This is a genomic window from Bradyrhizobium guangzhouense, from assembly GCF_004114955.1.
Lineage (GTDB): Bacteria > Pseudomonadota > Alphaproteobacteria > Rhizobiales > Xanthobacteraceae > Bradyrhizobium > Bradyrhizobium guangzhouense.
Genome location: NZ_CP030054.1, coordinates 517,461 through 540,391, shown reverse-complemented (window position 1 = coordinate 540,391; position 22,931 = coordinate 517,461). Strand labels below are relative to the sequence as shown.

Sequence of the window (22,931 nt, the reverse complement as noted above, 5' to 3'; positions counted from 1 at the left end):
GTGTCAAACCCGGTCAAGTGTTGGAGATCAAGCGGCCTTGGGCGCCTGCGCCTTCGGCGCCTTGACGCGCGTCACGCTGTGACGACCGTCGACGCTGACAGGCACTTCCCCATCGATGGTGGCGCGGCGGACGACGCGGTGCTGATCGCCATAATCGTTGACGGCGTAGTGCTGGGTTGCCCGGTTGTCCCAGATCGCGAGGTCACCGGCCTGCCAGGTCCAGCGTACGGTGTTCTCGGGCGCGGTGATGTGGGACTGGAAAAGCTCGAACAGCTTCTGGCCATCATATTTCGGCAAGCCGACGAAGCGCTGCACGAAGTTGCCGAGCACCAGGGTGCGTTCGCCGGTTTCGGGATGAACCCGCACGACCGGATGCTCCGTCTCATAGATCGTGCCGGTAAAAACCTCGTCGAAATGCTTGCGATCCGCTTCGCTCGCGGGCGTCTTCACCGCGTAGTCGTAAGCGTTGCTGTGGACCGCCCAGAGCTCGTCGGCAAGCTTGCGCAGCGGCGCCGGCAGGTCGAGATAGGCCGCCGCCGTGTTCGACCACACGGTATCGCCGCCGTATGGCGGGATCACAACGCCACGCAGCACCGAGATTTTCGGATAGGCATCGACGAAGGTGACGTCCGTGTGCCACTGGTCTGCACGACCGCCGCCACGACCTGAATCGAGCTCCAGGATCGATGAAGTGCCCTTGGTCGCACCGACCGTCGGATGCGGCACGAGCTTACCGAGCCTGATAGCAAAGCGCTCCTGCTCGGCATCGTCGAGATGCCCCTGGTTGCGGAAGAAGGTGACCTTGTGCTCCAGCAGCACATGATTGATGGCGCGAATGACGTCGTCGGACAAATCGCCTGATAATTTGACGTTCCGGATTTCGGCACCGAGCCGGGCCGCACGTTTGACGATATCGGCGCGCGGAATGACGTTGTCGATGGTGATCGGGTTGCTCATGATCGTATCTCTCATTGAATTCGTGGACAAAGCTCCGCCATACGCCGGTCATGCCGGCGGCGGCGGACAGTGACGGGTGGTTTCCTGGTTGGCCCTAGGGGATCACGTCGGCGGCTAGACAGTCGGCAGCAGGCGGATCCCGGCGGTACAGCTCTCCGCCATCGCCGCAGTGCGAAGCGATGCGCACAGCACCATTAGCCGGGCCACATTGCGAACGATGTTTGGATCGGATTGCCGCATGGTGAACGACCTCGCTTGGACGTTGCCGATGGTAAAAGCGATGGCGCTCCAGTCAATGAAACGAAACCAGCGTTGTTTTCGGCGCCGCGCAATGATCGCTTCGTTGGGACGGCGAGCACGGAAAGATTTGCGATCATGACGGCCCATGCGAGCGCCTCACATGCGCGAAGACGAGCAAAATCGAGCCAACGGACGCACGAAACGACGCGGTTCATTTGCCTTGATCACCAGCACGAACGCACTCATCTCCCGCTAGCGACGCGCTCGTATCGTTCATGCTCGCTTCGCCGACAACAACGCAAATTCATTACATCGACAGCTTTGCGAGCATCGACATAGAGTCAACTGCAACGCGCGCGGTGACGCCGCGATCCGGAGATAACCAACCATTGCGAGCCAGATGATGAGCAAACGCCAGCTTTCCCTCAACTTCTTCATCTATCCGGACGGTCATCACGAGGCCGCGTGGCGGCACAAGGCCTCGACGACGGACCGCATTCTCGACGTCACCTACTATCAGGAACTGGCGCAACGCGCCGAAGCGCACAAGTTCGACGCGGTCTTCTTCGCCGACGGGCCGGTGCTCTCGGATAACGTCCGCTACGCGCAGCGCTTCCGGCTCGAGCCGATCACGCTTCTCGCCGCGATCGCGTCGGCTACCACGCACATCGGCCTGATCGCGACCGCTTCAACCACCTACACCGAACCCTACAATCTCGCTCGGCTGTTCGCGTCGCTCGATCACCTCAGCCGCGGGCGTGCAGGATGGAACATCGTGACGACAAGCTCGCCACAGGCAGCGCAGAACTTCGGCCTGCCTGAGCATCCTCCGCATCACGAGCGGTACGAGCGGGCGCGCGAATATCTCGATGTCGTCACCGCGCTATGGGACAGCTGGGAGGACGATGCGCTCGTCAATGACCCCGTCTCCGGCATTTTCGCTGATACCAGCAAGATCCACGCGATCGACCATATAGGGAAATACTTCCGCGTGCGCGGCCCGCTCAACGTCTCACGGACGCCGCAGGGCCGGCCCGTCTATGTCCAGGCCGGCTCTTCCGAGGACGGACGCGCCTTCGCAGCGCGCTTTGCCGAGGCCATCTTCACGGCGCACCAGACGTTGGCGAGCGCGCAGGAGTTCTATGCCGACATCAAACGGCAGGCGCGTGCGTTCGATCGCAGCCCTGACCAGATCAAGATCCTGCCCGGCATCTCGCCGTTCATCGCCAGCACACAAGCGGAGGCCGACCGGCTTCAGGACGAGTTCAACGCGCTGATCCAGCCGGAGTTCTCGCTCGCCCAGCTCCGCCAGATGACCGGGCTCGACCTCGCCGGCTTTGATCTCGATGGCCCCTTCCCACGTCACCTGATCGATACCGACGGTGCGCATGGCGTTGCCAGCCGCTTCAAGCTGATCGTCGACATCATCGATCGCGAAAAGCCCACGATCCGCCAGCTGGTGCAGCGCCTCGCCGGTGCGCGCGGGCATTGGGTCATCGCCGGCCCCCCGGAAAAGATCGCCGACAACATCCAGACCTGGTTCGAGAACGGCGCAGCCGACGGTTTCAACGTCATGCCTCCGTGGCTGCCGGGCGGGTTCGACCTGTTCGCCGAACAGGTCGTGCCGATCTTGCGCAAGCGCGGCCTCTTCCGCCGTGATTATGCGGGCAGCAGTCTGCGCGATCACTACGGTTTGAGCCGCCCGGCCAGCCTGTTCTCGGGCGCCGTGCGGGCCATTGCGTGAGGGTGGAAAACCAGTCGGGCCGTGCGCACGTCGTCTCTTCAGCAAGGTGCGTTGCCGGTTTTGAACAGAATGTCCGCCTCAGAACCGTCCAGCCTGACCAATTCGCAGCGCCGAAACGCCAAGCCAGTCGTTGAAAGCAGCAAGAAAAAATGCCGTGATCGCAGCACGTCTGGCGATCCGTCGATAAGAACGCGGGCGCCAGTTTCGGACGCCTCGATTAGTATACAGTTGCGCCACCATCGCCCGTCCGCTGCCAGGAGGGTCATCCGATGTTCATGTTCAAAACGGACGAATCGGGTTCCTCTCTTGGTCGGGAGCATCAAGACTCCGCCTGACGGCGCCTTCAAACAAAATCATTGCAATTAGAAGTCGAAGAGCAGAAGGCCAGCGCACGTCTCTGCCCAGACCGAAACATCAAAGTAACTGTGGCTTGATCCGCGCCGGCTCCGATCTAGCGGTTCTCTATAAAAAGGTGAATGCAAACAGGCTTGCGCACAGGAGGACAAATCCCGCTCCAGTCAGGCCCAGGAAGCTTCCTGAGATGAGATCATGTTCGCGCATGAGTGCCTCAGCTGTCTCTGCCAGCTTCGAATCAGAGCAGGTTTGGAGCGGCTGTTGTTAGCCCGCTTGCTCGCACTTTTTCGGCTATTGCGCGTTGAAAATGCATTTTTTGGACACTGCTCGAGACGACTGAGGCGTGTTGCAGCAGCAGGCCTCGTTTAAGGCTTGGCATACGACTTAAGCTGCTTGGACGTTGGCCGTACAAGATGGTCCAGAACCTCCGTCCAGGTAGATGTGAGCGGCTTCATAATTGCGATAAGAGTTCGGGAGTATCCTTTCGACATGCGTGGGTCTCTGATTGTCCTTGCCATCTTTGCAATTATCTTGGCCGTGCGCGGACACCAGCGTGAGAGTGTCGCGTTGCGTCCGACGGAAGCCATGCCGCCTGTCAACGTACCTTAAGGCTTGGCGGGAGCAAGGAATGCGTTGGCAAGATGCTGATCATTTGGGGCGTTTATCTCGTCAGTCAGATTCGAAGAACTATCCGCCGGCGCCGGTCGAGGGCAGAGCGCGGTGAGCAGCGCTATCGGAAGCGTTGAGACAGCCCAATCCGCGGAAACGTTCCGCCGTGCCCGCGAGATGCGGCGAGAGCCGACACAACCATCTGTTTGACATGCGATGCGTTTTTTGGAGGTTGCCGTGACAAAGCTTAGAGTTCTACTTCCCGCCTGCATTACCATCCTGGCGGGCAGCACGTCGACTGCGCTCGCGTGGGGACAGCTCGGGCATTCCGTGATTGCTGAGCTCGCGCAGCGACATCTCACCCCGGCTGCCACGACCAAGCTCAAGGACCTGATCGGAGAGACCTCGTTGGCGTCGATCTCGAACTGGGCTGACGACTACAAGTTCACGGCAGAAGGGAAGAACACGTATCGCTGGCACTTCGTCGACATCGATGTCGCCCGCGCCACTTATGATTCCGCGCTGGACTGCAATGAGGCAAACAATCAGGGCACTTGCATCGTGCGGGGCCTGCCTGAGGCGATTGCGGTGTTAAAGGACACTTCGCGCAGTAAGGACGACAGGCTGCGTGCGCTCAAGCTGGTGGTTCATCTTGCGGGTGATCTTGAGCAACCGCTTCACGCAAGTGAACGGGATGGCGACCAGGGTGGTAACAAGTTGCACGTCATATTGCGTGCCAAACGCTCGGATGGAACGTCATACACGCGCGCATCGACGTTTCACAGCATGTGGGATGATTCTCTGATCGACCTTCAGGCCTATTCGTGGGGAAGCTATGCGGACGCAATCGACGGTGCATCGTTGCCGGCGGTTGAGCCCGCTCCCTATGATGAGGCACGCATCGCTGCTTGGGCCAATGACACCCATGCGCTCGGGATAAGGGCCTATCAGCTTCTGCCTCAAGGTGCGCCGGAGCAGAACGACGCTGGTCATCCCATTGAGCTCGGAGCGGAGTATGCCGCTGCCGTCAAATCAGATCTTGATGGCGAGCTGGCAAAGGGAGCTGCGCGATTGAAAGCCATCCTTGAGGATGCACTTGGAGATTCGTGATGTGAGGCGAGCGTTGACCAACAGACGCGTCCGATCACAACTTTGTTCATCTCTCGAAGGCAACGCGAAACGCCGCCGTTGATTTGATATTTCTGCGCCCTTATTTGCGTCCTAGAGGTGGCGTCGGCTGCTACAGCACCGCCAGCTCGTTTGATGAAACCAAGGCTGGAAATGCAGTCGACGACGAAGCATTTGGACGAGATGAGAGGACCGTCGGCTCCAGCTCTCGGGGACGGTTTCGTTGTTGCGCTATTTGGACGGCGGCCACAGCGGGCTATCCGCCCACTTCCGCGCAGCTGGATCGTGCAGGGGATCGCCTCCGCAGGCGAGGCAGACGTAGCCCGGCCGGCCGGGCGCCTCGTCGTCAGGCACGGCCGTCATCGGCTTGCCGCAGGTCGGGCACAGGGTTTCGGCTTGCGTAGAGCCTTGTGATCGGATTTCCCCCCGTGTCGCGCGGCGATCAGGATGGAAGGCGCTTCCTACCCAGATTGCCGCGCTACACCTCCGCTGTGAGCTTAGTTTCTCTGGCGCCGTGAGCTCAAGCAGATCCTTTAAATCCGTCCGACGCATCAGCAGGCCCTTGACGGAACGCGCATCCGGCAATGATATTCGGGTTATCAGTGATGTTGCGGGGGGGCGTCGTGGAAGAGTTCTATAGTGGCTTTGCGCAGCGGGCGCGCGATCTAGCAGAGAAAGCCGACCCATTCACCAAGCGGCGGCTTCTCGACCTCGCCCAGCGTTACGATCTGAAGAGCAGACCGGGATCGCCAGGCGTTCGGTCCCTCCCGCCGCCCCGCGCAACGCCGCCGACGGTGCTCTTCTCCGGCGCTGGCGAAGTGTGATCCAACCCTTCGAAGCGATTACCGCCCGCCCGAGACGGTTATCTTCTCCGGACTCTCATTACGCAGGTCCCCGAATTCTCTTGCTGAGATTATGGCAATTTTCTCATCATTTGTTGCAGAGAATAGCTTGTCAGCGCAATGATTAGCTTGCATAATCTCTGCAAGAGATGATGAGATTATGGCCTACATTCATGAACTGCCTGCTTGGCCCACATTCACTTGGGATATGCAGCGGATTGCAGACCGATTGGCGGCGGTCCGTCATAAGCAGGGCCGCCTGCTCGGCCGGATGGAGCGGCTCGGATTCCCCCTCAAAACTGAGGCTACTCTTCAGACCCTCACTGAAGAAGTGGTGAAGTCGAGTGAGATCGAGGGTGAGATCCTCGATCATGCGCAGGTTCGGTCCTCCATCGCTCGTCATCTTGGTATGGACATTGGGGGCCTTATCCCTGCCGACCGGTACGTCGAAGGCGTGGTCGAGATGATCCTCGACGCCACCGAACACTATGCCGAGGAGCTAACTGCCGAACGCCTCTTCGGCTGGCATGCCGCGCTCTTCCCCACTGGGCGCAGCGGTATGACCAAGATAGTCGTCGGCGCGTGGCGGACGGTCGAGACTGGACCCATGCAAGTTGTCTCGGGCCCGATGGGTCGCGAGCGCGTACACTATGAAGCTCCATCGGCCGAGCGTCTCGATGCGCAGATGCAGACCTTCTTGGAGTGGTTTAACCGTAATATCGTTAGCATCGATCCCGTGTTGAAGGCCGCTCTCGCTCATCTTTGGTTCGTGACCATCCATCCATTTGAAGACGGCAACGGTCGTATTGCGCGTGCGATCGCTGACCTTGCGCTGGCAAGATCAGAGCGGAGCCCGCAAAGGTTTTACAGTATGTCCGCGCAGATTCGGCGCGAGCGGAACGACTACTACTCAATTCTCGAGCGGATCCAGAAAGGAAACCTCGACATCACCGATTGGATGGCGTGGTTCCTGGATTGCTTAGATCGCGCCTTTGACAACGCGGATGCCATTCTCGGGAGAATTCTCCAGAAAGCGGACTTCTGGGATCGTCATGCGGCTCGCCAGCTCAATGAACGTCAACGAACTGTGCTTAATTGCCTGTTCGATGGATTTGAGGGCAAGCTAACGTCCTCAAAGTGGGCAAAGCTAACGAAGGTCTCCCAGGCGACGGCGGCAAGGGACATTGAGGAATTGATCGAACATGGCATCCTTAAGAAAGATGCCGCCGGGGGCAGAAGCACCAGCTACTCGCTCGTTGACACACACAGCTGATGGCGGAACGGGAAGGATGAGGAGGAAGAAGCATTTGAGAAGATCCTCTCAACGCAACTTAACCGCAACATCGACGTCGTTAATTCGTCGAGACAAGAACTCTCGTTGCTGAGGCTTCCTCAACACGGGTGATCGGCTCTATCAACCTGCTGATCGAGTAGGCCGGCTTGCCTGCTTACGCTGTGATGACCTATTGTGCAGATGTCCATCGATGTGCGGATGCCAAGCGCAAGTTCGTGTTCACGGCAATCTTGATCCTTCGCCGCCGCCGATCTCCTAGGGTGCTCGCCATTTACTGCGTTAACCTCGGACTCGTTCATCCTCGTCCTTAAGAGAGACTGTCGTTCTAGAACGCCGAAGTAGGGCAATTTGAAAGGCGTTGAATGCGATGATTGGCACCGAGACACGAACTGCAGCCGGCATTCTCACACTCACCGCTTTGCGCGGTATCGGCCCTGCTACGGCCGAGCGTCTCGCTGAACGATTCTCGCTTCTTGAAGCGATTTTGGGCGCCGAGCCTGCGAAGCTTCGATCGGTCGTTTCGGCCGCGGTGGCTGAATGCCTTCAGGAGCCCGCCGCCATTGTTAAAGCCAGCGAGAAGGCACAGCGAGTGCTCGACGAGGCGGATCGGCGTGGGGTGCGTGTTCTGTCGATCTTCGATACGGATTATCCAGTGGCTCTGCGCTCTCTTGCCGATCGCCCGCCCATCCTGTTTGTGAAGGGCCAGCTTCCGCCGCGCCGCAGCGTCGCTTGCATCGGCACGCGCGAGCCGTCCGAATTCGGCGAAATCGTCAGCGATAGGATCGTGGAGACACTGGTCGGCGCCAATTGGGCGATCGTGAGTGGCCTTGCGATCGGCGTCGATACGTTGAGCCACCAAAGCGCATTGCATCACGGCGGGCGGACCGTCGCTGTGATGGCGGGTGGTCTTGAGGGCATTTACCCGAAGCAGAATAGCAAGCTCGCCGAAGAGATTCTGGAAAAGGATGGCGCGCTGATCAGCGAGCAGCCTTTCGGCGTGCCGCCATCCCCGCGCAATCTTGTGCAGCGCGATCGCCTGCAAAGCGGGCTTTCGATAGCAACCTTTGTCATGCAGACAGACATCAAGGGCGGCTCGATGCACACGGTGCGCTTCACGATCCAACAGGACCGCGTGCTGTTTGCGCCAGTGCCGCAGGGCCGTCATGCCACAGAGCCTAAGAGCCAGGGCATCTTGGCCATGACGCAGTTGCCCGCGAGCCGCTTCGCCGAAGCTGTGCGGGCTGAAGGTGACTACCGACGCATACTCGCCGAGAGGTATGGCAACCGCCCGGTGGCTGTGCCGCTAGCCAGCAAGGAAGACTACGCCTCCATGCTTGGCTTATTGGAAAGCCGCTTGGCTGGTGGCGAAACCCAAACAGTCGCTCCGCCGTCGTCACCCACGCAGATGTCGATGCTCTAACGGCTGGGATGTTCCTGTTTGACCTCGACATGACGCTTTTCGATAGCTCGGCCATTGCGCAGCAACGTCGCTTTCAGATGTGGGACAATGTCCGGCAGAATATGCATCTGATCCGGCCGTTCCCCGCGCAAGGCCGCGCGGCGCCTCATGAGCTTCCCGCCCTTCTCAGGGCGGACGGACAGAGGATCGGCATCGTCACCTCTTCGCCTGAATGGTACGCGACTTCAGTCCTCCAGCAATTCCGCATCCCTTACGACGTGCTGGTCAGCTACGGCAATACCCAGAACCACAAACCCGACCCCGAGCCGATCCTGGAAGCGCTACGTCGTGTCGGCGTGGCTGCGACGACGGAAACGCTCTACATCGGTGATGATGTCGGTGACATCGAAGCCAGTTACCATGCCGGGGTGACTTCTGTTGCGGTCCGATGGGGGCCTACGTCAATCTTCGAGCTTTCCTCCAGTGCACCGGACGTCTTCATGTCGAAGGCATCCACCTTGCTGAGACGCGAACATTCCTGGCCGCGGCTATATTGGCGAAGCGTGAGCGCAGCCGTGTTGTCGCTGAAGAGTGATGATACCCACGCCAAGATTCTCGGTGAGGCCGTAGGTCGAGCCATCGCAACCCTCGACTGGGCACCGGACTATGTTGTGCCGGTTCCGATGAAGCCTTCTCAACAGCGCAATCGCTTTGAATTGCTGCTCAATGAGGCAGCAGATCATTTCGATGAGGACATCGAACTGGAGCTGAAGGGCCTGCGTGTCGTCAAGGAAATCGAGGGCTACAAGCAGATGAATTCGCTGGAGCGCGCCGAAGCAATCAAAGGCGCTTTCCATTCTAATTTCAGATGGAACAATAACAAGATCTTGCTGATCGACGATGTCTACACGACCGGGGAGACCACCGGGGAATGTGTCCGGACACTCGCCGCCAGCGGCGCCGGCGAAGTCAGGATCATGACGCTGGCGAAGGACCAGCGGGTATTTGCTCGCAAGACCTGCCCCGCCTGCGGTCGCTCTATGAAAATCCGGGAGAATCACACAACCCATTTCAAATTCTGGGGCTGCTCGGGTTATCCTCACCACTGCCAAAACACTGAAAACTTCTAGAGCATGATCCCGAGAAGTGTGCAGCGGTTTTCGGAGGCTCAAACAATAACCTAAAGCGCGACGAGGATTCATCTCATTCTCATCGCGCTTTAATGTGCGCGTGAGCGATTGATCCGCGCTCCAAGCCAGAAAACATGCCGAGCGAGCGCGGAACGAACGACGCCATCGACAACGACCGGCATTGAAGAAGAGGAAGACGGACGTGGATCTGAATGGCCAGCGGTTTGAGGCCCGTCCAATCAGACGTGCAGAGCTCACGCGAGATGAGAGTTGACGTTGACGAATAACCCGGCCGAACCGTTTCCACCCGTCTGCTCGTCGCTCACTCCGCTCGGGCGGTCTTGCGGGCACGCACAACATGATCCCGTGTAGAGAGTGCCAAACGGCGGCGGCTAAATCGCGTCAGGCGAGCCATTTTCCGGAGCGCCGCGCTCTGCCTGCTCCTGCAGCTCGCGTTCGGCTTGATGCCAGAATTCGAGTTCGCGCCCTTCCGGCCTGCCTGCTTTCTCCCAGAGCTCGTGGGCCTTGTTTTTGATCTGCTCTTCGGTCGGGAATGCCATGGCGGACTCCGCGGGGGCACGGTCCCGCCTTTGGGGGGCTTTGGGGGTATGCGGCAGGACCGTGGGGGCACAAGGGCCCTTTCATTGAACCGCCCAGAAGCCAGCATGTTCCAATAACCAGGGCGAGGCATGAGATGCGCCCGAGCAAAATTAGCGCGCTCCAACCTCAGAAGGCCGGAAGGCCTAGCTAAATTTCCCCTCAGCACGATCTTACCTTCACGAGCGTATGATGCGTTTAGATGCAGACGTGCGGGCCGCTGCCGGCCGCCTTGGCGACCGGCTCCATCCGCGTGCAGCCAAAGGCGTCGCTAGAACACCGGCTTGCTTGTTGTCATGCGCTGCGGCTCGCCAGCTACAATCGCATCGAGAAAAGCGCTGTTGATATTGGTGCCCTCGCTGACAGCAGGCGACTTTACTTCCATCGCCTCCAGGGCACGGGGCTCTGTTCGGTGACGCGCTATCTCGATCGATGCGCTCGATCAACTTCTGAGAAAAGGCTAGCTCAAGTATGCGATCATTCTTCTCGAGCGCTTGGCCTAATCGGATCCACCGTAGCTAAACCTGGTATATTTGCTTGAGATCCGGCATCTGTGCGAGGCCGTCTTTGCCGGTGGCCAGGATGTTCAACACGAACCTTGAAAGTCACAGCCACGCCCTTCCCTAGCGCCACATCGTCGGCGTCGAGCGAAGTGCCTCAAGCGCGACCTGCCTTAGGCGCTCCGCTGTTGTCTCACCCTTGGTTGCGGCTTCGATCAACTTGGAGGCGACATGGGCACGAAGGCCAGTTTCACTGCGGGAGATCTCCTGGCAGACCTCATCAAGCACGGCGCGGAGAAGGACACTCGTCGCTGGGTCCAACACGGGCGACTCCGAAAACGTGAAGGAAAATAAGGGCACGAGCAGGCACGTTGCAAATTTGATCTTTCGTCTGAAAGTAGGACAATATAAACTGTTAGCCCGGATGACGCACCCAGGCCGGGTGTCAACGAACACGGACGACATTGCGCAACTAGGGGCAAGAACGGACCCGGCTGTCCTGGCGGAATTCGGCGTTGAACTGGGATTTGTTGATGATTTTCACCGCAGCGGGATTGCAACAGGCCGATCCAGCTGTTCAGCACGCCCCCCAACGGTTGGATGTGAACCCATCCGCTAGGCAGGCGCGGCCGAGCGGGTGGTCCGGAACTCGCCGCGCGCAGACGAACAATGGATTCGATGTCCGACCGTTTTCCCTATTATGAGATTTTGCTCACTCGCCGTGGCCGCGGCTGGTTCTGGTCGCTCTCGACGGATGAAGGGATGCTGGTCATGGCAGGTTCAAAACGTAGCCGGCTGGCCGCCCGGTATGAGGCTAACAGGGCTTTGTTTTTGCTGCTCAGCGCGCCAGGCGGCGCGCGACATCCAGCTTCACCGCCGCGAGCTGGCGAGCGGCCAGGTGTGCGGCGTTAGCTGCTGCGGCGCCGTCCCGAAATCAACCAGATATGTTCGGAGAATGATGATGACGAAGCGCGGACCGAAGGAGCTATCTCAAGCCGGCATCGTTTTTCCAAAGAAACCTCGCCCGGCAAAAGCAAAAAAGCTGACGGCGACAATGAAGCGTCGTGCACTCAAGGTGCAAAAGGTCGAACGAGCTGCAACATCATCGCAGTGAGCGCGGCTGGGATCAGCACGCGCGCTGGAGCACCGCCCTGCCTCCTGGCGCGACGGAGATCGTGCTCGCTTATCACCGCGCGGTCAGCCTGCGAGCCTCCGTGGTATCGAGCAGGATGTTGTCGATCAGCCGGGTTGAGCCAACATAACCTGCGACACAAATCGCAGCAGGACGCGTCAGCTCGCTTGTAGCTGGCGTGAGCGTTTCGGCATCGACGATTTCCAGGTATTGCAGCTCGTCGATCTCTATAGTCTGCCTGGCGAGTGACAACAGCCGGATGGAATCGCGCTCGCCTGCCTGAAAGACAGCCTTTGCTGCGAAAAGGCCGCGGCTGATGGAAAGGGCGCTGCTGCGTTCAGGAGCGCTGAGATAGCGGTTCCGGCTGCTCATGGCGAGCCCGTCCGGATCGCGAACCGTCGGGACGGTGACGATTTCGATCGGGAGATTGAGATCGGTGACCATCCGCCGCACTACGGCACATTGCTGAAAGTCCTTTTGTCCGAAGAACGCCAGATCAGGCTGCACCATGTTGAACAGCTTGCAGACGACGGTCGTAACACCCCGAAAGTGGCCGGGCCTGAACGGGCCACAGAGGGGCTGTGCCGGTGCACCCGGTTCGACAAAGGTGTCGAACCCCGACCGATACACTTCCTCCGCCCCGGGAGCAAAGATAATATCGACGTCAGCCTCGCGGCACAGTCGTTCGTCTCGGGGGAAGTCCCGTGGATACACGCTGAGATCTTCCTTCGGGCCAAACTGGGCCGGGTTGACGAAGATGCTGACGACCGTGGTGTTGCAGCGTGCCCGGCTCGCTTTAACAAGCGCGAGATGACCATCGTGCAGGTATCCCATTGTGGGCACAAATCCGACGCGACCATTCGGTTTGTGACCAGCGAGGGCGCGGCGCAGCTCGCGGACGGTTTTTATGGTGCGCACGACGCTAAATTCCGTCCCGCTCGCCTGGCGTCCAGTTTGCGACGACCTCCGCCAGGGATTCCGGCAAACGGTAGGACTCCTGAGCGTCCGGAAATGTGCCCTCCCGGACATCGGTCGCCCAGCTTGCGAGGGCATCCTGCAAGACCTGAAATCCGTTCGAATAGGGGCGCACGAATTTCGGCCGGTGCCCCTCCGTCAATCCGACCACGTCGTGGAACACGAGTACCTGGCCCGAACATTTCGCTCCCGCGCCGATCCCAATGGTCGGAATCTTCAGGATCTCGGTCACACGCGCTGCAAGCTCGGCCGGAATGCCCTCGAGCACGAGCGCAAAGCATCCCGCTTGCTCTAACCGGTGCGCGTCCTCGAGCAGTTGCAATGCAGCCTCGCTCGTGCGACCCTGCACCCTGAAGCCGCCCATGACGTTGACGCTTTGCGGGGTGAGGCCGAGGTGTCCCATCACCGGGATTTCGCATTGGACCAGCGCGCGTATCATGTCGATGCGCTTGGCGCCCCCTTCCAGCTTGACGGCATCTGCTCCCCGTTGCAGGAAGCCACCTGCGTTGCGGATAGTTTCCTGCGGGCTGACATGGAAGCTGAGAAACGGCATATCAGCCACGAGCAGCGCACGAGGTCTTGTGCGCGCGACAGCCTCCAGATGATAGTTCATCATCGGCATGCTGACCGGAAGGGTATTGTCGTAGCCGAGACAGACATTGCCGACGCTGTCGCCCACGAGGAGGATATCGACGATGGAATCGGCAATCCGCGCTGTCACGGCGTCATAGGCGGTGGTCATCGTTATGCGCCGCCGTTCCTCCTTCCATTGTTGAAGGAGCGGAATCGTCACTCGCGCACTGGGCGCTTGAGATATGTGGCTCATCTGCGATCCCCGGTTGTGTTCAATCCGCATTCGTTGCAGCTGCGCTTCTTAGGGGAGACGACAGAAATGGGTCAATGGTCAATTTAAGAAAGAGAAAATGTCTCTCTGAATGGCAACATCAGCAGGCCGGAGGTTTTGATGATTGCGCGATCATGGTGTGAGTACTTCTTCGCGTAACCAAATCCCGCGGCGTTGAGCACGTGGAGGGGCGCAACTGTTCCGGTGATGGACGGCTTGCGGCGCGCGGCCGGGGACATTGCAGACGAGGTTAGGCAACAGAAACACGTCTATTGCACGCCGAACCAAAAATGCCGCGCGGGTCTTAGGGACGTCCGAAAGGCAGCAGCGTCCCTTGGGCGCCAATGGCTTGATCTCGGAAAAGGCGACACGGGAGTGGTCGTCAATGTAGACGGGCTGGGAGCGCCGGGTAATGCCGTCTCCGATCCCTCCAAAAACGCCACAGCGTTATGATGTCGATGTGAATGATCTCGCCTGGGCTTTCACGCTCATATCGGCCTTCCCCGCTCAGTCAGCTCCTCGCGATCCGGTTCAATTCTAAGCGACGAGGATGGCTGACGGCGGCCGTCGACACTTCGACCTGGTCGGCGATCTGCGTGCCGGTGTAGATGTCGGCGCAATGCGTCGAAGCCTGCACATGTGGCTGGCGGGACTTGGCGACGAAAGGGTCTGGAGGAGCGATTGCGCAACCAAGCAACACCTTCCGCGCGGAACCGCTTGACCTATTTTCAATCGTCTTCGGCAAGATGTTTCACAGGTCAGCCATCGGCTTGCGGCAGCCTACTCCTCCGCAGCATCGCCTATCGACCTTTGGGCATCAACGGCGCATTCTTGTGGGTGTTCATCCGGTCTCTCCCAGAACACTGCAGCTTCGGAAACTCAGCTTTCTCGGTTCAGAACGGATGGGCACTTCCTGAAAGATCACAGCTACGTTGAGCCGAATTATTAGCCAAACTTGAACAGTACGCCGTAACCACCTCGCGGATAGCTCCACTCGATGTCACCTCTCTCCTCGCAGATCACGCGGCAAGTGCCGCACTCGATGCAGCCGTCCACGGCGACTTCTATCTGGTGCTTGTCGTTAGCTACATAGCAGTGAGCCGGGCAGGTTGTCAGCATGCTCACGAGCTCCGAGGATGGCATCGTGTGTGGCCGCACCTTGATGTGAGGGTGCCCAGGATCAAGCAGGTAGCGGTTGTAGAATAGCCTGTCCTCGACGCGCGCGGATCGGTCGGTCGACATGGTTAGCCCTCATGGGGGTGTGAGAGAAGCGTTACCGCCAAGCGCGCGCGAGGCGAACGGCATCACCGAGCAGGCCGCTCCACGAACGGCTCTTGACGAAGGAGTTTAGTGATTGCTTTTCCTTTTCGGCCTTTGGTGTCCCGTCGACCCGCAAGAAATTCTGCATCGATTCCGAGACGAGCTCCGGATATGTCAGAAAAAAGTTCCGGGAGTAGGTGTGCATCAGCGCGGGCATGTCTTTGTACTTCCTTAGGTCCCTAATGACAAACGAATGGTCCAACATCGTCTTGTAAATTGACAGATTCGTCGCTGTCATTGGGGCGCCGCGCGACTTGACTTGGATGATCGCTTCGGCCGCGAGTCGCCCCGATGTCATTGCGAGGTTTGAGCCCTCGCGATGCATAGCGTTGTTGAGTTGAGCGGCGTCGCCTACGACGACCCAGCCCTCGCCATATAGCTGCGGAATGGCCTTGAAGCCACCCTCGGGAATGAGGTGAGCGGCATATTCCTTGACTTCCGATCCCTCGATCAGCGGAGCGACCGAAGGATGCCGCTTGAAGCGATCGAGCAGACCATACGGTGTTTCCCCGGTGCTTGTGAAGTGCGCGACCAGGCATCCGATGCCAAGGGAGATGCATTCCTTATTGGTGTAGATGAAGCCCATGCCTGTCATGCCGCGGGAGATGGTGCCCGCAGCCTCAATGACGAGCCCTTCATCGCCCTTAAGATTGAAGCGGGCCTCGATAACTTCGCGCGGTAGGAAGTGCATCTCCTTCACGGCGAGTGCGACCGTGTCCGGCGTAGGCCGCTTGCGTACGCCGGCCCGCGTGCCAAGAAGGCCGTTGACGCCTTCCGCGAGGACCACCGCGCCAGCATGGATCTCGCCATCGGCGCGGTCAGTCCGCACACCCACCACCTTGCCGTTAGCATCTTGCATTAGTTCGGTTGCCGTTGTCTCGCATAGCACCGTGGCGCCAGCTTCGCGAACTTTCTGCGAGAACCACCTATCGAACTGAGCGCGGATGATAGTATAGCGGTTCGGCCTTTCTTCGTTGAAGTCGTCGGAGCGGTAGTGCAGGCCGGTGTGAGAGCGGTCATCCATCATCCAGAAGCGCTGTTCGACCAGATGCCGCTCAAGCGGCGCGTCTTGTCGAAAGTTAGCGACAAGCGCCTCCAGCATATCGGCATAGAGGATCGCACCCTGCACGTTCTTCGACCCGGGATATTCGCCACGCTCGAGCTGAAGAACCTTCAGGCCGTGCTTGGCAAGCGTGAGCGCCGCTGCATTGCCGGCCATACCTGCCCCGACGACGATGATGTCAAATGTTTCCGCGGTCACGAGGTCTCTCCTTGTCCTATCCTGCGATCCGGTCGCGCGAATGCGGCGACAGCCGGGCGCGAAACGCCTCGGTCAGGATTGGCAGCAACCGGATCGCGTCCTCGACAATGCCTAAATGCGAGAACTCGAAGATAGGCGCGTTCCTTTCGGTGTTGATGGCGACGATAAGGTCGGCGCCGTCGACACCGACGCGGTGCTGAATGGCTCCGGAGATTCCGGCGGCGATGTAGAGCTTTGGCCTGATGGTTTTGCCGGTTTGGCCAATTTGCCGGTCGGATGTGACCCAACCCTTTTGCACCAGGGGGCGCGAGCAGCCAAACTCGGCACCTAGCACGTCGGCGAGCCGGCGCACGAGCCGGAAGTTTTCAGACGAACCAAGGCCGAGGCCTCCGGCAACGACAACATCGGCATAAGCGAGATTGGATCGTGCGGAATCGCGATCCGGTAGGAACGACAGCACCTTCGTTACGATATCGTCCTCGACAAGTCCAAGCGGGAGGGTGATGATGCGGCCGATCGGGCGCGCGCAGCGTTCTGGCACAGGCATCACGCGCGGCCGGACTGTAGCCATCTGCGGACGGTAGTTCAGCGTATAGATCGTGCATAGCAGCGAGCCGCCAAAGGTCGGACGCGTCGCGGCGAGGGAACCGTCGGCATCGACGTCGAGCTCTGTGCAATCGGCAGTCAGACCAGTGCGCAATGTCGTTGCGACTGAACCTGCTAGGTCGCGGCCTAGAGTGGTCGCGCCTAGGAGCAAGATCTCGGGCTTGTAGCTATTGACGAGCTTGGTGAGCGCCTTGATATAGGATTCGTTGCGATAGTCCTTGAGCAGATCATCGGCGACCATATAGACAAGGTCGGCTCCGTAGCAGAACGACTCGGTAGCGGCGGCCTGCGATGCCTCGCCCTCTTGCCCGATCACCACTGCGGCGAGATCAACTTTGAGCTTGTCAGCAAGCTTGCGGCCAACGCCCATTAGCTCCCAGGATACAGAGTGGACCTGGCCGCGTTCTTGCTCGATGAAGACCCACACATGTTTGTAGGTCTTGAAGCGGTCAGACAGCTGCTTCTTAGCCGCGGCGCGACTCGAAGGGGAAGCGCCGATTTCAGATGCGGTATTCATGTTGCGCCTTTCTTTAGCTCAATAGCCGCGCGCCAGTGCCGCGAGCTCGATCTCGAGGGCCGGCCGGCACCTGAAAATAGCGTTGATCAATGCCTCCGCGGGCTGCTCGTCAGGCTCTATCATCGTGGCCTTCTCGTTGCGGGCGGCTGGTGCGAAAACGCGCTTGACGACGGTGGGCGAGCCCCGCAAGCCGCATTGTGAAATGTCATCAACCCCCGCCTGTTGCGCGCTCCATTTCAGGATCGTCGCGCGGGCAGCGCGCAGCGCATCAGCCATCGCACCGCGGCGGATCTGGTTCGTCGCTTCGAGCATCGTGACCAGGCAGGGGAGCCGTGTCCGAAGCAACTGGACGCCACCCTCAGAGCGTCGCTCGACGTCGATGGTGCGGGCATGCAAGTCCAGTGCGCTGATCTTGCCAACATAGGTGAGCTGAAACAGGCCAAGCCGTTTTGCGATGCCAGGGCCGACCTGTGCGGTGTCTCCATCGATGGTCTGCTTTCCTGTGAAGACAATGTCAGGGGCGCCGAACTCGCTCGAGATCCTACGGATCGCTGTCGCCAAAGCGTAGGTTGTGGCTAGGGTGTCCGCGCCCGCGAAAAAGCGATCGGTCAGGAGCACCGCACGATCCGCGCCGAAGGTGAGCGCCTTGCGAAGACTGTCCTCGGCAGAAGGGGGGCCCATAGTCAACACCGTGACTTCGCCGCCGAACTGATCGCGTAGCTCAAGGGCAGCTTCCAATGCAAAGAGATCGTACGGGTTGATGATGGTCGGCACGCCCTGACGCATGATGGTATTTGTCACGGGATGCACGCGGATCTGTCCGGAGTCTGGAACCTGCTTGATGCAAACGAGCAAGTGCATGATCTTCTCCAAGACTAATCTCCCCAAAACAGTTCAGAGTGGAATGGCAATCACACCAACGAGAACGAGAACGTTTCAGTCGGCGGAGGTTTCGGGTGTAACCGCTAGGCGCCCGGAGGGCAGTACGCCGCTGCGACTAGGCGTAGCCAGTCCGACAGAGGGCAGTTCAATTTCGTTACCAATCTGCACTAGTACGGGTACAGGCTTGGTGTCGGGCGCGGCGTCCTTTAAGACCTTGAACACGCGCTGTTCAATCGGCGGTGACGTGACGAAATCTGAATATGCGCGCTCAAGCACGAGTTTGCACCGTTTAGCAACGCTGTCGTCCGCCAGATCGCTAAGGCTCTCCTTAGCAAGATATTCGCCCATGCGCCTGAGAATGTGCAGCCGCGCAACGTTGACCACTTTAGGATCGTAGTCGACGCCTAACAGAGCGAAGAACTCTTCGGCAGAAGCGGCTTTGCTGAGGCGCGCGATAATTCCATCAGACATTCAAGTTCCTTCATACTCTGCGGTCTCTACCGGCCGGGTCTGCTTCGCGGGTGCGCTGATATGCCGAGCGAGCGTTGCGCCTCAACGTCCGGCCCGGTGCGATCTAATTGGTGGCGATCTGCACGCCGCGAGTCCGCATCGGCGCGCTCACTCCGGGCGTCGGCAACAGTGGCCGATGCTGGTAGTCCGGAGCCGACCGTCGTCGGACGAGTTGGCTGGCACGACGGACCGGTGTTCGCGCAAGGCCGTCACTTCCCCATGAAGCTGTGGCGTTGTTGATGCTTGCGGAAATTAGCGCTGATGCGATCGGCACCGTCTTGCTTTCTGGAGGTTGGCGCTTGGTGTGCCATCGGTCGAGATGATGTTGTTGGTCGACGAGAGATCGGGACTGATCAAGGTCTGATGGTGTCGGGCGGGGTGCCGTCATCTGGGTCTTTCCATATTCATTCCAATCATCGAAGTGAGCAATGCACGTGCCACCTCAGCTACAGCTTGCGTTCGACCAGGCGGCTCTCACCGCTCTCTTCGCCAAAGCAACGACCAAAATCGGCGCATTGGGTGCAGACTGGCGCCCTGCACATACCTAAACTATCGCGTTCGCAGAGCACGCGATAGAAGAAGCGCTTCCAACGCATATTCCCGGTGTTCCGGCGGGCCAGTGGCGCGAAATGGCGCGTCAGGAGACGGGACAGCTCCGTACGCCCGCGCAGCCCGAGATCCTGCCAGAGGTGGTGAGGCTCCATTGCACGTCGCGCTACCATTGCCGCGAGCCAATGGCCGACGTCGCCGGCAGTCGAACGCTGCGCGAGCAGGAGCTCGCGCAGGACAGCGGTTTCGTCATGGACGTCGGAGGATGAGTTTGGTATCCATGTGAAGGCGCGGGCCGCGGCCGCCGGGAAAAAGCCGGCGAGCAGTTTTCTCAGGGCATGCTCTGGAATTCCAACGCGTTCTACGATCGAGCCGCCATCCAACGCGGCAGCGACCAGGATTGAGGCCAGTGCATGACGATCGAAATCATCGTCGGCGCTGATTTCGGCTTCCGCTGGGTTGCTGCCCGTGAGCAGTCGATAGAGCGCGATTCCGACCTGTTGCACAACGGCGCTCGGCTCAGCCGATCGAGAGTTCGACACTTCCATGTTACTCGCTTGCACCTCAGCCAAGAAATGCCCCGCCGCTATTGGAAAGACCGCTGGATAGCCGGCCCCATGAGACGAGGAGACCGGCAGGATCCTTATGGCGTCGCGGGCTGGGCCGCGGTTTTGCCGATCTGGCTCTCGTCTACCGCCTTCATGATCCCGTGTTCCATCAGCATATCCTCCAGCTCGTCCATGCTGATCGGGGTCGGAACAACGCCCTTCCCGCCGTTGTTGTGTATCTTGGATGCAAGGTTGCGATAATGATCCGCCTGCTTGGAGTCCGGCGCATACTCCAGCACCGTCATGCGGCGCAGCTCAGCATGCTGCACGATGTTGTCTCGCGGCACGAAGTAGATGAGCTGAGTTCCCAGCTTCTTCGCCAGCGCGTCCGCTAGCTCCAGCTCCTTGTCGGTCTGACGCTCGTTGCAGACAAGCCCCCCAAGACGGACGCCGCCTGAATGGGCGTATTTCAGAATGCCTTTGGAGATGTTATTGGCGGCGTACATGGCCATCATCTCGCCGGACATCACAATGTAGATTTCCTGCGCCTTGTTCTCGCGGATCGGCATTGCGAAGCCGCCGCAGACGACGTCGCCGAGCACGTCGTAGGATACGTAGTCGATGTCCTCATAGGCACCGTTGTGTTCTAGAAAATTGATGGAGGTGATGACCCCCCGCCCAGCACAACCGACGCCAGGCTCTGGACCACCGGACTCCACGCAGCGGATGTCCTTATATCCGATTTTCATGACGTCCTCGATCTCAAGGTCTTCGACGCTGCCGACACTGGCGGCGAGGCTGAGAATGGTGTCTTGCGCCTTAGCGTGCAGGATCAAGCGCGTAGAGTCCGCCTTAGGATCGCATCCCACGATAAGGATTCTGTGGCCCATCTCAGCAAGCGCTGCGAGCGTGTTCTGGGACGTAGTCGACTTTCCGATACCACCTTTGCCGTAAAATGCGATTTGCCTCAGTGACGACATGTTCATCTCCATTAAGCGGGTGCCAAAAGCACCGCGCAGTCTCGCGTCGCATTGAGCCACCGTCAGAAGCGGCGACCCGAGGATTCGGTAGGGAGAGTTTGGAGCCGCCAGCCGAGCTCTCAGCTCCCACCGTGTTGCTGTATGCGAAGTGCAACTGGTGTGCCGTTGGCTCCGCGCGGACTAAGGCGCTGAGTACGCTCGCAAAGTGGTTCGCCCGGAGCCGAAGTTGGAAGGGATGTCGCCTCTACGAAAGTCAGGCCAGTGTGAGGATCCAGACAAAGGAGCGCCGCCATGGTAAGATCACAGCGTATCTGCGCCGCCATAGGCGGGGGAAAGGTTGCTTCAGGTTGGGCGCTAGCGTTTAGACGCGTCGGTGCAGATCGGTATTGCGACAGTTAAGGAGCCATTGTCCAATGTCTGTGACGGACGAAAGTGGATCAGCTATGCCGCCCAGAGCCTGTCGCATGCGGGAATCGAGAGCGACAGCCTCGCCTCGGGCGGAGGCCGACTCTCCCGAAAGGGGCGTGGGCTGGCTGAACCCTGCTCGGCTGCTGTTCGGCGCCTTCTTGATGGAGCGCAGCGTTAAACCGATCGCCTAAGGCAGGAAGCGCGCTCCCGGCGCGAACATCTCGCTGTCGTCGACAAGTGCGACGAAGCCACGGATAAGCGATGAATACTGGCGCTAACGGCTGTTGCAATCATGCAGGTGCTTGAAGACGTTCGGGCAACCTGAACTGCAGGCGCCTCGCCAAAGCGCGATAAGAAGGAGCTTCTGGCGCGAGCAATGGACCGCACAGCGATGGTGCGGCTTCCTTAGGAAGACGCCTGTCACGTTATGGCTGGACTGGCCGCGGCAGGGAAACCCGAGAGCCGAGATAGAGCGAGCCGGGTCGGATGCGGCGGCGCCTAGTTACGCCAATGCTCTGGGATATTCTGGTCTTACCCCTGGCTGACGAGCGCTGAAGCGAGCGTCGATCGCGAGGCCTCAGGCCGGCCATTGGCCAGCGAAGAGCCGGAAGTGTGCACCGGCCGCCGTTGTCCTGCCGTGCAGAAGCACCGCCGTGTGTGCGATCTTCCATAAAAGCACGTTCTCACTGGAATAATCGTACGTAGATGCGTCGCTCGTGTGCCCTCTCATGTTTCGATGTGCATCCGGTGATGCCTTCGTGCCGCAAGCGCATGCGTACCGCCCGCTTTCTCGCCTGGGAGGCGACCGACCGCCACCCGCGGAATCAACGATTTGGATCGACAGGTCTGCATAGTGTCGGTCAGCAACATAATGCGCCTAGTTGGTCGGCGCGCGCCTAGACATCGTCGGTCGATTCTTGGAAAAGACGCGGTCGTGGTGCCGATCGACTGCCCCTTACGTGCCGGCGACTAACAATTGTCAATCCAGCGCGACTATCAGCACTCGTCCGGTAACTGGACGTGCCTGATGCCGTCGCGCGGCGCAACGCGATCAAGCTCCTTGCGCTTCATCCCGACGCGGCGACCGCTTTCGATGAAATCGACGCCATAAATGTAGAATCGCTGGAGGAAGGTGCCAATCGAGACGACATAGCCGATCTCGCCCTTCACAGCGAGAACCTCGCCGATCTCCTTGCCAGCATACGTCCCATCATTTCGAATGGTGCGCGTTGCCCGCACTTTCTCTCCATAGCTGAAAAACGGCTGGGCCGTTAGCTCGATAAAGTCGTCGTCGTTCACGTGGTCGCTCATACTCGCATTTCCTCGCTCCAGCGGAGGGGTGGCCGGCGGCCGCGCGCGTTTTGCACGAGGCTATCATGGCTTTCGCCCCGCACCATGAGCTCGCCAGCCACGGCACGAGCCGTAACGCTGAAATGGATGTCGGATGGCGGGCCGTCAAGTGCACTGCAGCGTGGCGTTAGGTAAGCATGCCGGGTAGCCATGCGTAAAATGCCTTGGGCCACGACCGGGTGGACATTGGCCTCGTCTTGATTATCCCTCCAGGGAGCTCCGGTGTTAGCCGGTACATGCTAGCATCTGAGTTTT

Annotated in this window: 20 protein-coding genes and 1 pseudogene; 7 read left to right on the top strand and 14 right to left on the bottom strand. The window is 59.5% G+C overall.

The window, feature by feature from the left end:
• Positions 1 to 27: 27 nt before the first annotated feature.
• Both XH91_RS36525 and XH91_RS36520 read right to left on the bottom strand, forming a co-directional pair.
• The gene (locus XH91_RS36525) at positions 28 to 957 is read right to left on the bottom strand and encodes a TauD/TfdA dioxygenase family protein (protein ID WP_128929949.1); all 930 of its coding nucleotides are present in this window, start codon (positions 955 to 957) and stop codon (positions 28 to 30) included.
• A 114-nt stretch (positions 958 to 1,071) separates the two neighbouring features.
• Positions 1,072 to 1,344 (bottom strand): hypothetical protein, encoded by a 273-nt coding sequence (locus XH91_RS36520; protein WP_128929948.1) that lies wholly within the window; start codon positions 1,342 to 1,344, stop codon positions 1,072 to 1,074.
• A gap of 253 nt (positions 1,345 to 1,597) precedes the next feature.
• Here XH91_RS36520 and XH91_RS36515 point away from each other — a divergent pair, with 253 nt between their 5' ends.
• From XH91_RS36515 to XH91_RS36485, 6 genes are all read left to right on the top strand, one after another.
• A complete protein-coding gene (locus XH91_RS36515; RefSeq protein WP_128929947.1) occupies positions 1,598 to 2,941 on the top strand; it encodes an LLM class flavin-dependent oxidoreductase in 1,344 nt (447 codons plus the stop codon).
• Between the two features lie 1,200 nt (positions 2,942 to 4,141).
• A complete protein-coding gene (locus tag XH91_RS36505) occupies positions 4,142 to 5,014 on the top strand; it encodes a S1/P1 nuclease (protein WP_164934264.1) in 873 nt (290 codons plus the stop codon).
• 641 nt (positions 5,015 to 5,655) lie between these two features.
• Positions 5,656 to 5,856 carry a hypothetical protein gene (locus XH91_RS39770; protein WP_128929944.1) on the top strand — a complete coding sequence of 67 codons (201 nt, stop codon included), beginning with the start codon at positions 5,656 to 5,658 and terminating at the stop codon, positions 5,854 to 5,856.
• Positions 5,857 to 6,034: 178 nt separating this feature from the next.
• Complete coding sequence (locus XH91_RS36495; RefSeq protein ID WP_128929943.1) at positions 6,035 to 7,147, top strand: Fic family protein; 1,113 nt, start codon at positions 6,035 to 6,037, stop codon at positions 7,145 to 7,147.
• A 388-nt stretch (positions 7,148 to 7,535) separates the two neighbouring features.
• Entirely contained in the window at positions 7,536 to 8,588 is a 1,053-nt protein-coding gene (locus tag XH91_RS36490; RefSeq protein WP_128929942.1) for a DNA-processing protein DprA, read from the top strand.
• An 8-nt stretch (positions 8,589 to 8,596) separates the two neighbouring features.
• Positions 8,597 to 9,697, top strand: coding sequence for an HAD-IA family hydrolase (locus XH91_RS36485; protein ID WP_128929941.1), 1,101 nt, complete (start codon positions 8,597 to 8,599; stop codon positions 9,695 to 9,697).
• A 392-nt stretch (positions 9,698 to 10,089) separates the two neighbouring features.
• On the opposite strand, the gene XH91_RS36480 is transcribed toward XH91_RS36485, so the two are convergent.
• A complete protein-coding gene (locus tag XH91_RS36480; RefSeq protein WP_128929940.1) occupies positions 10,090 to 10,257 on the bottom strand; it encodes a DUF2934 domain-containing protein in 168 nt (55 codons plus the stop codon).
• A gap of 1,498 nt (positions 10,258 to 11,755) precedes the next feature.
• Here XH91_RS36480 and XH91_RS39195 point away from each other — a divergent pair.
• Positions 11,756 to 11,908 carry a hypothetical protein gene (locus XH91_RS39195; protein ID WP_164934263.1) on the top strand — a complete coding sequence of 51 codons (153 nt, stop codon included), beginning with the start codon at positions 11,756 to 11,758 and terminating at the stop codon, positions 11,906 to 11,908.
• A 72-nt stretch (positions 11,909 to 11,980) separates the two neighbouring features.
• On the opposite strand, the gene panC is transcribed toward XH91_RS39195, so the two are convergent.
• The 11 genes and pseudogenes from panC to XH91_RS36420 all read right to left on the bottom strand — a co-directional run bounded on the left by panC (position 11,981) and on the right by XH91_RS36420 (position 22,637).
• Entirely contained in the window at positions 11,981 to 12,844 is an 864-nt protein-coding gene (gene panC, locus XH91_RS36470; protein WP_164934262.1) for a pantoate--beta-alanine ligase, read from the bottom strand.
• 4 nt (positions 12,845 to 12,848) lie between these two features.
• Entirely contained in the window at positions 12,849 to 13,727 is an 879-nt protein-coding gene (panB, locus tag XH91_RS36465; protein ID WP_128929937.1) for a 3-methyl-2-oxobutanoate hydroxymethyltransferase, read from the bottom strand.
• A gap of 529 nt (positions 13,728 to 14,256) precedes the next feature.
• Positions 14,257 to 14,490: a hypothetical protein gene (locus XH91_RS36460; protein ID WP_128929936.1), complete on the bottom strand. Its 234-nt coding sequence runs from the start codon at positions 14,488 to 14,490 to the stop codon at positions 14,257 to 14,259.
• A 200-nt stretch (positions 14,491 to 14,690) separates the two neighbouring features.
• Positions 14,691 to 14,987: a ferredoxin family protein gene (locus XH91_RS36455; protein ID WP_128929935.1), complete on the bottom strand. Its 297-nt coding sequence runs from the start codon at positions 14,985 to 14,987 to the stop codon at positions 14,691 to 14,693.
• A 31-nt stretch (positions 14,988 to 15,018) separates the two neighbouring features.
• Positions 15,019 to 16,368, bottom strand: a complete 1,350-nt coding sequence (locus tag XH91_RS36450) for an FAD-dependent oxidoreductase (protein ID WP_283810024.1) — start codon at positions 16,366 to 16,368, stop codon at positions 15,019 to 15,021.
• A complete protein-coding gene (locus tag XH91_RS36445; RefSeq protein WP_128929933.1) occupies positions 16,343 to 17,449 on the bottom strand; it encodes an electron transfer flavoprotein subunit alpha/FixB family protein in 1,107 nt (368 codons plus the stop codon). The genes XH91_RS36450 and XH91_RS36445 overlap by 26 nt, the downstream gene beginning before the upstream one ends.
• Before the next feature lie 18 nt (positions 17,450 to 17,467).
• Positions 17,468 to 18,310 carry an electron transfer flavoprotein subunit beta/FixA family protein gene (locus tag XH91_RS36440; protein WP_128955188.1) on the bottom strand — a complete coding sequence of 281 codons (843 nt, stop codon included), beginning with the start codon at positions 18,308 to 18,310 and terminating at the stop codon, positions 17,468 to 17,470.
• Between the two features lie 180 nt (positions 18,311 to 18,490).
• Positions 18,491 to 18,802: pseudogene (gene nifW, locus XH91_RS36435) on the bottom strand (nitrogenase stabilizing/protective protein NifW); the annotation flags it as partial.
• A gap of 485 nt (positions 18,803 to 19,287) precedes the next feature.
• Positions 19,288 to 19,938: a nitrogen fixation protein NifQ gene (locus XH91_RS36430; RefSeq protein WP_128929931.1), complete on the bottom strand. Its 651-nt coding sequence runs from the start codon at positions 19,936 to 19,938 to the stop codon at positions 19,288 to 19,290.
• Between the two features lie 95 nt (positions 19,939 to 20,033).
• On the bottom strand, positions 20,034 to 20,918 hold the full coding sequence (gene nifH / locus XH91_RS36425) for a nitrogenase iron protein (RefSeq protein ID WP_128929930.1): 885 nt from the start codon (positions 20,916 to 20,918) through the stop codon (positions 20,034 to 20,036).
• A 1,404-nt stretch (positions 20,919 to 22,322) separates the two neighbouring features.
• Positions 22,323 to 22,637 (bottom strand): nitrogen fixation protein NifZ, encoded by a 315-nt coding sequence (locus XH91_RS36420; protein WP_128929929.1) that lies wholly within the window; start codon positions 22,635 to 22,637, stop codon positions 22,323 to 22,325.
• Positions 22,638 to 22,931 lie beyond the last annotated feature (294 nt).